Raw genomic sequence first — 14,196 nt, 5'->3', positions numbered from 1 at the left:
TTATTTAAAGGAGGAAACAATCATGGCAGTAAAAGTCGGTATTAACGGTTTTGGTCGTATTGGACGTAACGTATTCCGCGCAGCATTAAACAATCCTGAAGTTGAGGTAGTAGCGGTTAACGATTTAACAGATGCTAACATGCTGGCTCACCTTTTACAATATGATTCTGTACACGGAAAATTAGACGCTGAAGTTTCAGTTGACGGTAACAACCTTGTTGTTAACGGCAAAACAATTGAAGTTTCTGCAGAACGCGATCCTGCTAAACTTAGCTGGGGCAAACAAGGCGTTGAAATCGTAGTTGAATCTACTGGTTTCTTCACAAAACGCGCAGACGCTGCGAAACACTTAGAAGCTGGCGCGAAAAAAGTAATCATCTCTGCTCCTGCTAACGAAGAAGATATCACTATTGTTATGGGTGTTAACGAAGATAAATACGATGCGGCTAACCACGATGTTATCTCTAACGCATCTTGCACAACAAACTGCCTTGCGCCGTTTGCAAAAGTACTTAACGACAAATTCGGCATCAAACGCGGTATGATGACAACTGTTCACTCTTACACAAACGATCAGCAAATCCTTGATCTTCCGCACAAAGACTACCGTCGTGCGCGTGCAGCAGCTGAAAACATCATCCCAACTTCAACTGGTGCTGCTAAAGCAGTTTCTCTAGTTCTTCCTGAACTAAAAGGCAAACTGAACGGTGGAGCAATGCGTGTTCCAACTCCAAACGTTTCTCTAGTTGACTTGGTTGCTGAACTGAACCAAGAAGTAACAGCTGAAGAAGTAAACGCAGCTCTTAAAGAAGCAGCTGAAGGCGATCTTAAAGGAATCCTTGGCTACAGTGAAGAGCCATTAGTTTCTGGCGACTACAACGGAAACAAAAACTCTTCTACAATCGATGCTCTTTCTACAATGGTTATGGAAGGCAGCATGGTAAAAGTAATTTCTTGGTACGATAACGAAAGCGGCTACTCTAACCGCGTTGTTGACCTTGCAGCTTACATCGCAAAAAAAGGTCTTTAATTTATAGCGGACCTGACTTGGTTCTTTTGAATAGAAGCGCTATAATGAAAGCGGACAAGGGAAGGGGACGGACTCCCTTTCCCTTTTTCCATGAAGACCGGCTTTCAGAAAACGTTCTGTGATAGAGAAACGACCGCGTTTTTAGCAGCTTTGCCGGCGCTTACGCCTAAGGCCGCTGCCCTGGCTTCAGACGAACTGCCCTGTGCCGAAAAAGACTGCGATCTGCCCTAGCGGAGTTATCGCTTGACCAGACGGTTTCACGTTTTTCGTGCTGTATGCAAACCATTTTGAAGGAGGATCTCCTAGGCATGAATAAGAAAACTCTCAAAGACATCGACGTAAAAGGTAAAGTTGTATTCTGCCGCGTTGACTTTAACGTTCCAATGAAAGACGGGGAAGTAACAGACGATACACGTATCCGTGCTGCGCTTCCAACAATCAAACACCTTGCAGAACAAGGCGCGAAAGTCCTTCTTGCAAGCCACTTAGGCCGCCCGAAAGGCGAAGTGGTTGAGGAGCTTCGTTTAACTCCTGTCGCTGCACGTCTCGGCGAACTGCTTGGCAAAGAAGTGAAAAAAGCGGATGAAGCTTACGGTGATGCTGTAAAAGCACAAATTTCTGACATGAAGGACGGAGACGTTCTTGTATTGGAAAACGTACGTTTCTACCCTGGTGAAGAGAAAAATGATCCTGAGCTTGCAAAAGCATTTGCTGAGCTTGCAGATGTATATGTAAATGACGCATTCGGTGCTGCCCACCGTGCTCACGCATCTACAGCTGGAATTGCCGAGCATTTGCCAGCAGTTGCAGGTTTCTTAATGGAAAAAGAGCTTGACGTACTCGGAAAAGCGGTTTCTAACCCTGACCGCCCGTTCACAGCGATCATCGGCGGAGCGAAAGTAAAAGACAAAATCGGTGTGATCGAAAGTCTTCTTGATAAAGTGGACAACCTGATCATCGGCGGAGGTCTTGCTTATACATTCGTAAAAGCGCTTGGCCATGAAGTCGGTAAATCTCTTCTTGAAGAGGATAAAATCGAGCTTGCGAAATCATTTATGGACCGCGCGAAAGAAAAAGGCGTTAACTTCTACATGCCTGAAGATGTACTCGTTGCAGATGATTTCTCTAACGATGCAAACGTGAAAATTGTGCCGATCTCTGAAATCCCTAGTGATTTAGAAGCAATCGACATTGGTACGAAAACACGCGAAACTTATGCTGACGTAATCAAAAACAGCAAACTTGTCGTGTGGAACGGACCGATGGGCGTATTCGAAATCGACTTGTTCGCTCAAGGAACAAAAGCGGTTGCGGAAGCATTGGCAGAGGCGAAAGATACATACTCTGTCATCGGTGGAGGAGACTCTGCGGCAGCGGTTGAAAAATTCGGCCTTGCTGACAAAATGAGCCACATCTCAACAGGCGGCGGCGCATCCCTTGAGTTTATGGAAGGCAAAGAGCTTCCTGGGGTAGCTGCACTTAACGATAAATAATCTCAAAACTGCTATAAGGAAGTGGAACAGATGAGAAAACCAATTATCGCCGGTAACTGGAAAATGAACAAAACACTCGGCGAAGCTGTCAGCTTCGTTGAAGAAGTGAAATCTTCCATTCCAGCAGCAGACAAAGCGGAAGCTGTTGTTTGCGCGCCAGCACTTTTCTTAGAAAAGCTTACTTCTGCTGTTAAAGGCACTGATCTAAAAGTCGGCGCACAAAACATGCACTTCGAAGAAAGCGGCGCGTTCACAGGCGAAATCAGCCCGGTTGCTCTTAAAGACCTTGGCGTTGACTACTGCGTCATTGGCCACTCTGAGCGCCGTGAAATGTTCGCTGAAACTGATGAAACAGTTAACAAAAAAGCACATGCTGCTTTCAAACACGGCATTGTGCCGATCATCTGTGTAGGTGAAACGCTTGAAGAGCGCGAAGCCGGTAAAACAAATGATCTTGTTGCTGACCAAGTAAAAAAAGGCCTTGCTGGTCTTTCTGAAGAACAAGTTGCTGCTTCTGTTATTGCGTATGAGCCAATCTGGGCAATCGGAACAGGCAAATCTTCTACAGCAAAAGATGCGAACGACGTGTGTGCGCATATCCGTAAAACCGTCGCTGAAAGCTTCAGCCAAGAAGTTGCAGACAAGCTTCGCATCCAATATGGCGGAAGCGTAAAGCCTGCAAACATTAAAGAATATATGGCAGAGTCCGATATTGACGGTGCTTTGGTCGGCGGCGCGAGCCTTGAGCCACAGTCATTCGTTCAATTATTGGAGGAAGGTCAATATGAGTAAAAAACCAGCTGCACTCATCATTCTTGATGGGTTCGGATTACGTAACGAAACAGTAGGAAACGCAGTCGCTTTAGCGAAAAAACCGAATTTTGACCGCTACTGGAACCAGTATCCTCATCAAACATTGACTGCTTCAGGCGAGGCTGTAGGTCTTCCTGACGGACAGATGGGGAACTCCGAAGTAGGTCACTTAAATATCGGTGCGGGACGTATTGTGTACCAAAGCTTAACACGCGTAAATGTTGCCATTCGTGAAGGAGAGTTCGAACGCAATCAAACATTCCTTGACGCGATTAACAACGCGAAAGAAAACAACAAAGCCCTGCACCTGTTCGGCCTTTTATCAGACGGCGGCGTGCACAGCCACATCAATCATTTGTTCGCATTGTTAAAGCTTGCGAAAAATGAAGGGCTGACAAAGGTTTACATTCATGGTTTCCTTGATGGCCGTGATGTAGGTCCGCAAACAGCGAAAACATACATCAACCAGCTGAACGAACAAATTGAGGAAATCGGTGTTGGAGAAATCGCCAGCGTTTCCGGACGCTACTACTCAATGGACCGCGACAAACGTTGGGACCGTGTAGAAAAAGCGTACCGCGCAATGGCGTACGGCGAAGGCCCAACATACCGCAGCGCAATGGATGTTGTTGATGATTCATATGCGAACGGAATCTATGATGAATTCGTGATTCCGTCTGTGATCACAAAGGAAAACGGTGAGCCTGTTGCGACAATCCAAGACGGCGATTCTGTGATTTTCTATAATTTCAGACCAGACCGCGCGATTCAGATTTCCAACACGTTCACAAACAAAGATTTCCGTGATTTCGACCGCGGTGAAAATCATCCGAAAAACCTGCATTTCGTCTGCCTGACTCACTTCAGTGAAACAGTTGACGGCTATGTAGCGTTTAAACCGATAAATCTCGATAACACAGTCGGAGAAGTATTATCTCAGCACGGATTAAAACAGCTTCGAATTGCAGAAACTGAAAAGTATCCGCACGTCACGTTCTTTATGAGCGGCGGCCGTGAAGCTGAATTCCCGGGTGAAGAACGTATTCTCATCAACTCGCCGAAAGTTGCAACATATGACTTGAAGCCTGAAATGAGTGCGTATGAAGTAAAGGACGCGCTTGTCAAAGAAATTGAAGCTGACAAACATGACGCGATCATTCTTAACTTCGCAAACCCTGATATGGTCGGCCACTCCGGAATGGTTGAACCAACAATTAAAGCAATTGAAGCAGTGGACGAATGCTTAGGCGAAGTCGTTGACGCGATTCTCGCTAAAGGTGGACATGCTATCATTACCGCTGATCACGGTAATGCTGACATTCTGATTACAGAATCAGGCGAACCGCACACTGCGCATACGACAAACCCAGTCCCTGTCATTGTGACGAAAGAAGGCATCACGCTGCGTGAAGGCGGAATCCTAGGCGACCTTGCACCAACGTTATTAGACCTTCTCGGTGTTGAAAAACCGAAAGAAATGACAGGAACATCGTTAATTCAAAAATAATTTGAAATCAAAAGGAGAGACAAAACTCATGCCATACATTGTTGATGTTTATGCACGCGAAGTACTAGACTCCCGCGGCAACCCAACAGTTGAAGTTGAAGTATATACAGAAACAGGAGCTTTCGGCCGTGCATTAGTGCCAAGCGGAGCTTCTACAGGTGAATACGAAGCAGTTGAGCTTCGTGACGGCGACAAAGACCGTTACCTTGGAAAAGGCGTGTTAACAGCTGTTAACAACGTAAACGAAATTATTTCTCCAGAGCTTCTTGGCTTTGATGTAACTGAACAAAACGCAATCGATCAGCTTTTAATCGAGCTTGACGGTACTGAAAACAAAGGCAAACTTGGTGCGAATGCAATCCTTGGCGTATCTATGGCTTGTGCGCGCGCAGCTGCTGATTTCTTACAGATTCCTCTTTACCAATACCTTGGAGGATTCAACTCAAAAACGCTTCCTGTACCGATGATGAACATCGTAAACGGCGGAGAGCATGCTGATAACAACGTAGATATTCAAGAATTCATGATCATGCCTGTAGGTGCTCCTAACTTCCGTGAAGCACTACGCATGGGCGCTCAAATCTTCCACAGCCTGAAATCAGTTCTTTCTGCTAAAGGAATGAACACAGCTGTAGGTGATGAAGGCGGATTCGCTCCAAACCTTGGTTCTAACGAAGAAGCGCTTCAAACAATCGTTGAAGCAATCGAAAAAGCCGGCTTCATACCTGGCGAAGAAGTAAAACTTGCAATGGATGCTGCATCTTCTGAGTTCTACAACAAAGAAGACGGCAAATACCATCTGTCTGGCGAAGGCGTTGTGAAAACATCTGCTGAAATGGTTGACTGGTACGAAGAAATGGTTTCTAAATACCCAATCATCTCTATCGAAGATGGACTTGACGAAAACGACTGGGAAGGCCACAAGCTTCTTACTGAGCGTCTTGGCAAAAAAGTTCAGCTTGTTGGTGATGACCTCTTCGTTACAAACACGAAAAAACTTGCTGAAGGTATCAAAAACGGCGTAGGCAACTCTATCCTGATCAAAGTAAACCAAATCGGTACATTGACTGAAACATTCGATGCGATCGAAATGGCGAAACGTGCAGGCTACACTGCTGTTATCTCTCACCGTTCTGGTGAAACTGAAGACAGCACAATCGCTGACATCGCTGTGGCAACAAACGCAGGACAAATCAAAACTGGTGCTCCGTCTCGTACGGACCGTGTTGCGAAATACAACCAGCTTCTTCGCATCGAAGATCAGTTGGCTGAAACTGCTCAATACCACGGTATTAACTCTTTCTACAACTTAAACAAGTAATAAAATGACCGCCGGGGTTTCTCTCGGCGGTTTTTTGTGTTTTTAGAGATCCAAATAAAGCCTCACCATATCACGGCATTGAATGCCGTTTTCAAAGATCTCCTCATCATAGTGTCTAATAAAAAAATCATGGTCGATCGCCTGAAGGCGAAATCCGCATTTTTGATAAAGCGAAAGCTGATGGATGCTGGAATTTCCAGTGCCAATCTCAATCACCTTTGCCCCCATTTGTTTCGCTTTTTCAATGGCATTGCAGATAAGAAGCTTGCCAATGCCCTGTTTTTGCATTGTTGTTTTTACTGCGATGTTAACAATTTCTACGGTTTGCGGTCTGGTTGTGATCAGCACGTATACACCAGCTAACTCACCCGATATATAGGCGGTGTAGCATTCTCCTCTGGCTATGTATTCATCAACAATTTCTTTCGACGGATCGGCGAGCAGCAGAAGCTCATACAGCGCTTGGTCATAGTTTGTAGCCTTTTGAATGGTGAGCTGTTGCATCATTATTCCACCTTTTCATATTTTATAGAGATATTTTCGTGATTTCCTCCAATTTCATACCATTCTATTATAAAATATGTAACATAGGAAATATGTACAAAATAGTGGAGAGTAAATAGGAGGAAAGTCACATGTTTTGTAAGGAATGCGGTCAAAAAAACAATGAAGGGGCCAAGTTTTGTAAAGAATGCGGCACCCCGATCGGAGAGAGCAACAGACAGGCACATAAAGAAACAGCAAGCACTGCTGAAACGAGGCAGGCCCCGAGAAAACCAATCCCTAAGAAGACCATCGTTTTATGGAGCAGCATTGCCGCAGCGTGCGTCATTTTATTCGCCGCATATAAAACAGGAGCGTACTTTACTTCAAAGGATAGGTTAGTCGACAAATTTGAACAGGCTGTAAATGATGAGGATAAAGAGCAAATCGCGTCTCTCCTTACGCCGATAAATGACAAGCTCAAGCTAACTAAAAATAATGTAAAACCATTTCTTACTTATTTAAAGGATCATCCTGACAAAAAAGATGAGCTTTTTGCATCGCTGCGTGCTGAAACAGCCCAAAAGGATATCGTATATGCGGAGAAAGACGGGAAAAGCTTGCTAGTTTTTGACCATTATGACTTAAAGGTAGCACCGGTTTATTTTGAAGTGACAAGCAATTATAAAAATACCGATCTATATGTCAATAAAGAGGATGCCGGATCTGTAAAGAAAGCGGATCAAGCACAAACCCTCGGACCGTACATTCCCGGAGAATACACAGTCTCAGCCAAACTGAAAAACGATGTAGTCGATCTTGTGAAAAAGGAAGACATTCAGGCGGTTGGCGATAACAGCTTTCGGGTAAATCTTTCATTGGAAGCAGACGATGTGACATTCAGCTTAGCGGATGACATTAAGAGCGGGAAGGGAGATTTGCTGATTAACGGTAAATCGATTCATAAAGACCCGTTCAAAACTTTTACATACGGCCCTCTTTTGACTGATGGCAGTATGACGGCGACTGTGAAAACTGATTTTCCATGGGGAAAGCAAACGACTGAAGCAATGCCAATTACTGATAGCAACATGAAGATGAGATTAGTTCCTGATAAAGAAACAAAAGAAAACATCATAGAAACCATTAATAAGGCGACTGAGCAATACACGGCTGCTTTTTCTAATGGAAAAACTGAACAGATGACAAATGCCGTATCCGATGTTAAAGCTCAAACGAAAAAACAAATTTCAGAGATGAAGAGCAATCATATGTATTATAAGGATAAGTATATAGAAACAGATTACGATCTCGATTCATTTGCTATTTCACAGAGCGACAAGGGACAATGGATTGTTTCAGTGAACGGAAATGAACTTCACGAATCAGCTTATTTTGATGATTATACAGAACCTGAAATGACACAAGAACATACAGCTTATCGTTATTATTTGTCATATGATAAAAAACAAAAAGAATGGAAGCTTGAAAGTGCGGGGACCACTTCTGAAGCCATAGGAGACCATATAAAAACTCTAAAAAATGAAAATCCTAAAGTATACACCTCCGCTTGGGCATCATCAAATGAGTCCAAAGTGAATTCCGGCACACTTACAAAAGAGCAAGTGACATCATTTATGGTTGATTATCTGACAAATCAATCAAGCGCTGTGAATTTAAATGAATTTGCAGTGATGGAAGGCAATTTAGAAAAAGGAAGCACGTTATATGCTGATCAGCAGAAACTAGTTAAGAAATTGTACAGCGAGGGGACGACTGAAGTATTTATTGATGTAGAGGTCAAAAACTTTAGTCAAAGCGGTTCGAATATCATAATTAAAACATACGAAGAATTCGAAATCACAAAATCAGGCGGCAGTCCAAAGCTTAGAACTTATAACTGGACCTACACGGGCACAGTGAAGAACGGAAGAATTTACTTAACGTCTATTCAATAAAAACAACCCCATCATCAGCAGGTGATGGGGTTGTTTTTTAAAAGAGCATATAACGGAAAATCTCCTTGATATAGTGTTCGATAATAAGCTGAAATGTTACGCATGTGATCAGATAAATCACAATCGTTGAGTAAATGATATCAACCTTTCCTTTATATGAATGCTGGTAACTGCTTAGCATCGCAGGAGGAATGGCAAAGAATGCACCGATTAAACCAACGGCTAACACGGTAAAGCAAATGTCTGTATGTAATAAAAAGAATAAAAGGGCAATAATCAAAATAGCCGTAAACGGAATGAGAAACGCACCAAATCTGGAAAATGAATCTTTGAAAGATACTGGATTTCCCGCAATTTTCAAGGCGAAAAAGATCAATGCATGCAAACCGAAAATAAACAGGGCAAAGTAAATGGTTGGCTCTAAAAAGACTGCTGTAAAGCTTACGCTGCCGGGACCGTCTGAAAAAAGAATATAAAACATCAAAGGGGTCAGTAAACTGAACAGAACCATTGTGATAATCGCGCTGATCAGCTGTTCTCCGCCTGTTGATTTACATTCCTGATAAGGGCGTTTCAGGACGGCCAGGACAAATGAGCCAAACTGCTTTGCTGCTTGTTTTGCAGCACCTCCGGTTTGCGCCGCCTGCTGTTGGCCTGATTGACCAGGGAGCGGTGATCCGCATTTTTCACAAAACTTTCCGCCATCTGTTTGATGGCCGCATTGAGGACAATACATAAAATAACTCCTTTATCTGTAATATAGGGATAATAGACTACTAGTTTTATTATAAAAGAAAAAAGTTGTAAAGTAACCAATATTCATACAAAAATACCACATAATAAAGACACAAGCGCAATAGCAGCTGTGTCTTTTTTTATGCTAGTTATTAATATATTTCTCAAATACAACTCCAAAATCCTTAAAAGGATACTCCGAGCGGACGGATGTCAGCCATGTGAATCCGAATTCTGTCAGTTCTATATTGTGTTTCAATGTTGACGTGTTCAGGACGGGTGTAATGAAGAATAGTCACGGCTTTATCTAAGCTTTGTTCCGCTTGATTAATTAAAATATCATTTTCATAGATCGTTTCGGCGATGCAAAGCAGTGCTTTATATAGGTCTTTTAACTTTAAAACCGAGGTGAACGTCATTACCAGACTGATGGGATTAATCTTGGCGGTCGTTGCGGTCGGAATGATTGGTGCCGGGCTGAAAGGCATGTTTCCGATCTTAACGTCATAATGCAAAAAGCAGTTCCCTTACTTCAGGGAGCTGCTTTCTTTTGTTTTCGGCACGTATTGAAAAACTTCCTCACTCTCAAAAAACTCAATCAATCTGCTCAGCCAGTCATAGTAATGAAGCCATTCTCTTAATTCTTTAAGCAGTTGATTGACTTTCTCTTCCGCTTCGGGGGTAAGCCCGTCCCTTTGTAAAAGATCAGTCAGCTCCCGGTTTAATTTTTTATACAGCACTTTGTTTTTGCTCACGACCTTTGTCCAGTTCGCCGCAAATAAAGAAATGAAGGTTTGATAATAATCCTGCTCAACGTCATAAAGGTCTTTTCGTACGCCTTTTTCAAACACCTTTTCGGCAATATTGGCATCGATCATTTCACGGACAACCTGGCTCATCCGTGTTTTGCTCATGCCTGTCGCCTCAGAGAGCTCGCTTAATGTCATCGGTTTTCGATTCATATAAATAATTCCAAGCACACGCCCGACAGTCGAAGGCATTCCAAACGTATGCATATTATCGGCAATCTTCTCAATGAGATGCTCTTCAGCATGTTCAATGATGTCGAGAGCAGTTTTTTCCACAGCTGATCATCCCTTCAAATGGCAATTGATGGTGTCAATATATCATATTTCTGCCAGTTGTTGAAAACAGCTGTATGCGGAGGATGAGGGAGGTATCCGGCGTAATTGTAAGAACACCCTCTCCGTCTTGATCATAACAATAAATAATCTGTAAATAACATATAATTTCAACACATTGTAAACTTTATATTTTATAAAGTTCAAAATATAATAAAGATTATACTTTTCAGAAAAATTAAAGGAAACCTGCGGAGGTGCACGGATTGCTGAAATTGGAACAAGTGTCAAAAGTATATAAGGGCGGTAAAAAAGCTGTGAACAGCATTGATTTAGATATTGCCAAGGGTGAATTTATCTGTTTTATCGGCCCGAGCGGCTGCGGAAAAACGACAACGATGAAGATGATTAACAGACTGATAGAACCATCGTCGGGAAGGATCTTTATCGACGGAGAAAATATTATGGAACAGGACCCGGTTGAGCTGAGGAGAAAAATCGGCTATGTGATTCAGCAGATTGGTTTGTTCCCCCACATGACCATTCAGCAGAATATCTCACTCGTACCGAAACTGCTGAAATGGCCTGAAGAAAAACGGAAAGAACGGGCGAGAGAGCTGTTAAAGCTCGTGGATATGGGCCCGGAATATTTAGACCGTTATCCCCATGAGCTCAGCGGCGGACAGCAGCAAAGAATAGGCGTGCTGCGCGCACTGGCTGCGGAACCCCCTCTCATTTTAATGGATGAACCGTTCGGAGCGCTTGATCCGATTACGCGTGATTCCCTTCAGGAAGAATTTAAAAAACTGCAAAGAACACTAAACAAAACCATTGTGTTTGTCACCCACGATATGGATGAAGCGATTAAGCTCGCTGACCGGATCGTGATTTTAAAAGCGGGCGAAATCGTTCAAGTCGGCACACCTGATGAGATTCTCCGGAATCCGGCAAATGAATTTGTTGAAGAATTTATCGGGAAAGAACGCCTGATCCAGACAAGGCCTGAAATTGAGCGGGTTGAGCAAATGATGAACAGAACACCTGTGACTGTATCAGCGGACAAAACGCTTTCTCAGGCGATTCAACTGATGAGAGAAAAACGTGTCGACTCGCTGCTCGTTGTGGACCGGCAGAATGTGCTGAAGGGCTATGTTGATGTGGAAATGATTGATCAAAATCGCAAAAAAGCGAGCGTCGTTGGTGATGTATACCGCTCTGATATATATACCGTGCAAAAAGGGGCGCTTCTTCGCGATACGGTCCGAAAGATCTTGAAGCAGGGAATCAAGTATGTTCCTGTGGTGGATGAACAGAACCACTTAGCAGGAATTGTGACGAGAGCGAGCCTTGTTGATATCGTATACGATTCTATATGGGGCGAGGAAGACCAGCTTATGACGATCTGACCAGGGGAGGAGCTCTTTTAAGATGAATCAAATGATGACTTTTTTGCAAACGAACGGCGGAGAGCTGCTGTATAAAACAGGAGAGCATTTATATATTTCACTCATAGCCGTTGTATTAGGCATTATCGTAGCAGTGCCGCTTGGTGTCGCTCTCACTAGAATGAAAAAAGGCGCAGGTGCGATTATAGGTGTCGTCAACATTGTGCAAACCTTGCCGAGTCTGGCGATTTTAGCCTTTTTTATTCCGCTTCTCGGCGTAGGGAAAGTGCCTGCGATTGTCGCTTTATTTTTCTATTCGGTGTTGCCGATCCTGCGTAATACGTATACCGGCATCAAAGGTGTAAACAAAAATCTGCTGGAATCGGGCAAAGGGATAGGCATGACCGGATGGGAGCAGATTCGGCTTGTCGAAATCCCGCTGGCGATTCCGATCATCATGGCGGGAATCCGCACGTCAACGATTTATTTAATCGGCTGGGCGACACTTGCGTCGTTTATCGGCGGCGGCGGTCTCGGTGACTACATTTTTATCGGCCTGAACCTGTATCAGCCTGAATATATCATTGGCGGCGCCGTCCCGGTCACGATCCTGGCAATTATCATTGATTATGTGCTGGCTGTGACAGAACGAAAGGTGACGCCGAAAGGATTGCAAGGGATGAAGGAAGTTTCGTAAGGAGTTGGCTCTGTTGAAAACGAAAAAAATCAAATGGCTTGGCGCTCTCGCTCTCGCCTTTGTCCTGCTGCTGAGCGGCTGTTCTTTGCCGGGACTCGGCGGCGCTTCAGATGAAACGATCAAAATTGGGGCGCAAAGCATGACAGAATCAGAAATTTTAGCGAATATGATCGCGCAGCTTATTGAACATGATACAGATTTGAATACCGCTTTAGTGAAAAACCTCGGGTCAAACTATGTACAGCACCAAGCAATGCTGGGCGGTGACATTGATATTTCTGCCACGCGCTATTCCGGAACGGATTTAACAAGCACCCTCGGCAAGGAAGCAGAAAAAGATCCGAAAAAAGCGCTTAACATTGTGCAGAACGAGTTTAAAAAGCGCTTTTCCTATAAATGGTTTGATTCCTACGGATTTGATAACACTTATGCCTTTACCGTGACAAAAAAGTTTGCGGAAAAGGAGCATATTCACACCGTGTCTGACCTGAAGAAAAACGCTTCTCAATATAAATTGGGCGTCGACAATGCCTGGCTGAAACGAAAAGGCGACGGATATAAAGGCTTTGTCAGCACATATGGCTTTGAATTCGGCACAACTTATCCGATGCAGATCGGGCTTGTCTATGACGCAGTCAAAAATGGGAAAATGGACGCCGTTCTGGCTTATTCAACGGATGGACGGATTAAAGCTTATGATCTGAAAACCTTAAAAGACGATAAGCATTTCTTCCCGCCGTATGACTGTTCACCGGTGATTCCGGAAAAGGTGCTAAAGGAGCATCCGGAGCTTGAAGGTGTGATCAATAAGCTGATTGGGCAAATCGATACGGAAACGATGCAGGAGCTTAACTATGAGGTGGATGGCAAGCTGAAGGAGCCGTCTGTCGTAGCGAAGGAATTTTTAGAGAAACATCATTATTTTGACTAAGAAAAGAGGCGGATCATATGGAAGTACTACAGCAGCTTGGCACTTACTATTCGCAAAACGGCGGTTACGTGCTGCAGGAGTTTTACCGCCATTTTCTGATGTCGGTATACGGCGTTTTATTTGCCGCTATTGTTGGAATTCCGCTCGGCATTCTGATCGCCAGATACCGAACATTAAGCGGATGGATTTTTGCGGTGACGAACGTCATTCAGACCATCCCGGCTCTCGCCATGCTCGCCGTGCTGATGCTTGTCATGGGGCTGGGCGCTAATACGGTGATATTGTCATTATTTCTGTATTCTCTTCTGCCGATTATCAGAAACACGTATACAGGCATTATCAGCATTGAACACGCTTATCTTGAATCCGGTAAAGCGATGGGAATGACAAAATTTCAAGTGCTGCGGATGGTCGAGCTTCCGCTTGCACTTTCTGTCATTATGGCCGGCCTTCGCACAGCGCTTGTCATTGCGATCGGCATTACGGCCATCGGAACATTTGTCGGTGCAGGCGGGCTGGGAGATATCATCGTCAGGGGATCAAACGCAACAAACGGCACCGCGATCATATTAGCGGGCGCGATCCCCACAGCTCTGATGGCGGTGATTGCCGATTTGGTCATGGGCTGGCTTGAACGCGCGTTAAGCCCGATTAAAAAGAAAAAGAAGAAAAATCTGGCCGGCGCCGCATAAGAAAAAACGCCTTGTGAATGGGACTGACCCCATAATATGAGACAAATAAAAAACACCTTCTAGTTTGAA

At 44.0% G+C, this 14,196-nt stretch carries 13 protein-coding genes and 2 pseudogenes; 11 read left to right on the top strand and 4 right to left on the bottom strand.

The window, feature by feature from the left end; genetic code table 11:
* The first annotated feature begins 22 nt into the window (after positions 1-22).
* The 5 genes from gap (at position 23) to eno (ending at position 6,164) form a co-directional block, all read left to right on the top strand.
* On the top strand, positions 23-1,030 hold the full coding sequence (gene gap / locus Q5C82_RS00075) for a type I glyceraldehyde-3-phosphate dehydrogenase (RefSeq protein WP_003219957.1): 1,008 nt from the start codon (positions 23-25) through the stop codon (positions 1,028-1,030).
* Between the two features lie 308 nt (positions 1,031-1,338).
* Positions 1,339-2,523, top strand: a complete 1,185-nt coding sequence (gene pgk / locus Q5C82_RS00070; protein WP_003219959.1) for a phosphoglycerate kinase — start codon at positions 1,339-1,341, stop codon at positions 2,521-2,523.
* A 30-nt stretch (positions 2,524-2,553) separates the two neighbouring features.
* Positions 2,554-3,315, top strand: a complete 762-nt coding sequence (gene tpiA, locus Q5C82_RS00065) for a triose-phosphate isomerase (RefSeq protein ID WP_003219962.1) — start codon at positions 2,554-2,556, stop codon at positions 3,313-3,315.
* Positions 3,308-4,843, top strand: coding sequence for a 2,3-bisphosphoglycerate-independent phosphoglycerate mutase (gene gpmI / locus Q5C82_RS00060; RefSeq protein WP_003219964.1), 1,536 nt, complete (start codon positions 3,308-3,310; stop codon positions 4,841-4,843). The genes tpiA and gpmI overlap by 8 nt, the downstream gene beginning before the upstream one ends.
* Before the next feature lie 28 nt (positions 4,844-4,871).
* A complete protein-coding gene (gene eno, locus Q5C82_RS00055; protein ID WP_003219966.1) occupies positions 4,872-6,164 on the top strand; it encodes a phosphopyruvate hydratase in 1,293 nt (430 codons plus the stop codon).
* A 42-nt stretch (positions 6,165-6,206) separates the two neighbouring features.
* Here eno and Q5C82_RS00050 read toward each other — a convergent pair whose 3' ends face one another.
* Positions 6,207-6,668: a GNAT family N-acetyltransferase gene (locus Q5C82_RS00050; RefSeq protein WP_003219968.1), complete on the bottom strand. Its 462-nt coding sequence runs from the start codon at positions 6,666-6,668 to the stop codon at positions 6,207-6,209.
* Between the two features lie 131 nt (positions 6,669-6,799).
* Here Q5C82_RS00050 and Q5C82_RS00045 point away from each other — a divergent pair, with 131 nt between their 5' ends.
* Complete coding sequence (locus tag Q5C82_RS00045; RefSeq protein WP_003219969.1) at positions 6,800-8,605, top strand: zinc ribbon domain-containing protein; 1,806 nt, start codon at positions 6,800-6,802, stop codon at positions 8,603-8,605.
* Positions 8,606-8,642: 37 nt separating this feature from the next.
* Here Q5C82_RS00045 and Q5C82_RS00040 read toward each other — a convergent pair whose 3' ends face one another.
* Together Q5C82_RS00040 and Q5C82_RS00035 are read right to left on the bottom strand one after the other, a co-directional pair.
* Entirely contained in the window at positions 8,643-9,341 is a 699-nt protein-coding gene (locus tag Q5C82_RS00040; protein WP_003219971.1) for a zinc ribbon domain-containing protein, read from the bottom strand.
* Positions 9,342-9,485: 144 nt separating this feature from the next.
* Positions 9,486-9,738, bottom strand: a pseudogene (locus tag Q5C82_RS00035) (YvbH-like oligomerization domain-containing protein); the annotation flags it as partial.
* Position 9,739: 1 nt separating this feature from the next.
* On the opposite strand from Q5C82_RS00035, the pseudogene Q5C82_RS00030 reads away from it, so the two are divergent.
* Positions 9,740-9,850, top strand: a pseudogene (locus Q5C82_RS00030) (MarC family protein); the annotation flags it as partial.
* A gap of 17 nt (positions 9,851-9,867) precedes the next feature.
* Here Q5C82_RS00030 and opcR read toward each other — a convergent pair.
* The gene (gene opcR, locus Q5C82_RS00025) at positions 9,868-10,425 is read right to left on the bottom strand and encodes an opuC operon transcriptional regulator OpcR (protein WP_003219975.1); all 558 of its coding nucleotides are present in this window, start codon (positions 10,423-10,425) and stop codon (positions 9,868-9,870) included.
* Between the two features lie 263 nt (positions 10,426-10,688).
* On the opposite strand from opcR, the gene opuCA reads away from it, so the two are divergent.
* The 4 genes from opuCA to opuCD are packed head-to-tail and all read left to right on the top strand — an operon-like array spanning position 10,689 to position 14,127.
* Positions 10,689-11,828: an osmoprotectant ABC transporter ATP-binding protein OpuCA gene (opuCA, locus tag Q5C82_RS00020; protein ID WP_003219976.1), complete on the top strand. Its 1,140-nt coding sequence runs from the start codon at positions 10,689-10,691 to the stop codon at positions 11,826-11,828.
* Positions 11,829-11,850: 22 nt separating this feature from the next.
* The gene (gene opuCB / locus Q5C82_RS00015) at positions 11,851-12,504 is read left to right on the top strand and encodes a glycine betaine/carnitine/choline/choline sulfate ABC transporter permease OpuCB (RefSeq protein WP_003219978.1); all 654 of its coding nucleotides are present in this window, start codon (positions 11,851-11,853) and stop codon (positions 12,502-12,504) included.
* Positions 12,505-12,517: 13 nt separating this feature from the next.
* Positions 12,518-13,435: an osmoprotectant ABC transporter substrate-binding lipoprotein OpuCC gene (gene opuCC, locus Q5C82_RS00010; protein WP_003219979.1), complete on the top strand. Its 918-nt coding sequence runs from the start codon at positions 12,518-12,520 to the stop codon at positions 13,433-13,435.
* A gap of 17 nt (positions 13,436-13,452) precedes the next feature.
* Positions 13,453-14,127, top strand: coding sequence for a glycine betaine/carnitine/choline/choline sulfate ABC transporter permease OpuCD (gene opuCD / locus Q5C82_RS00005; RefSeq protein ID WP_003219981.1), 675 nt, complete (start codon positions 13,453-13,455; stop codon positions 14,125-14,127).
* Positions 14,128-14,196: the final 69 nt, after the last annotated feature.

It is taken from the genome of uncultured Bacillus sp. (assembly GCF_958411575.1).
Lineage (GTDB): Bacteria > Bacillota > Bacilli > Bacillales > Bacillaceae > Bacillus > Bacillus spizizenii.
This window is presented reverse-complemented; position numbering and strand designations above follow the sequence as displayed.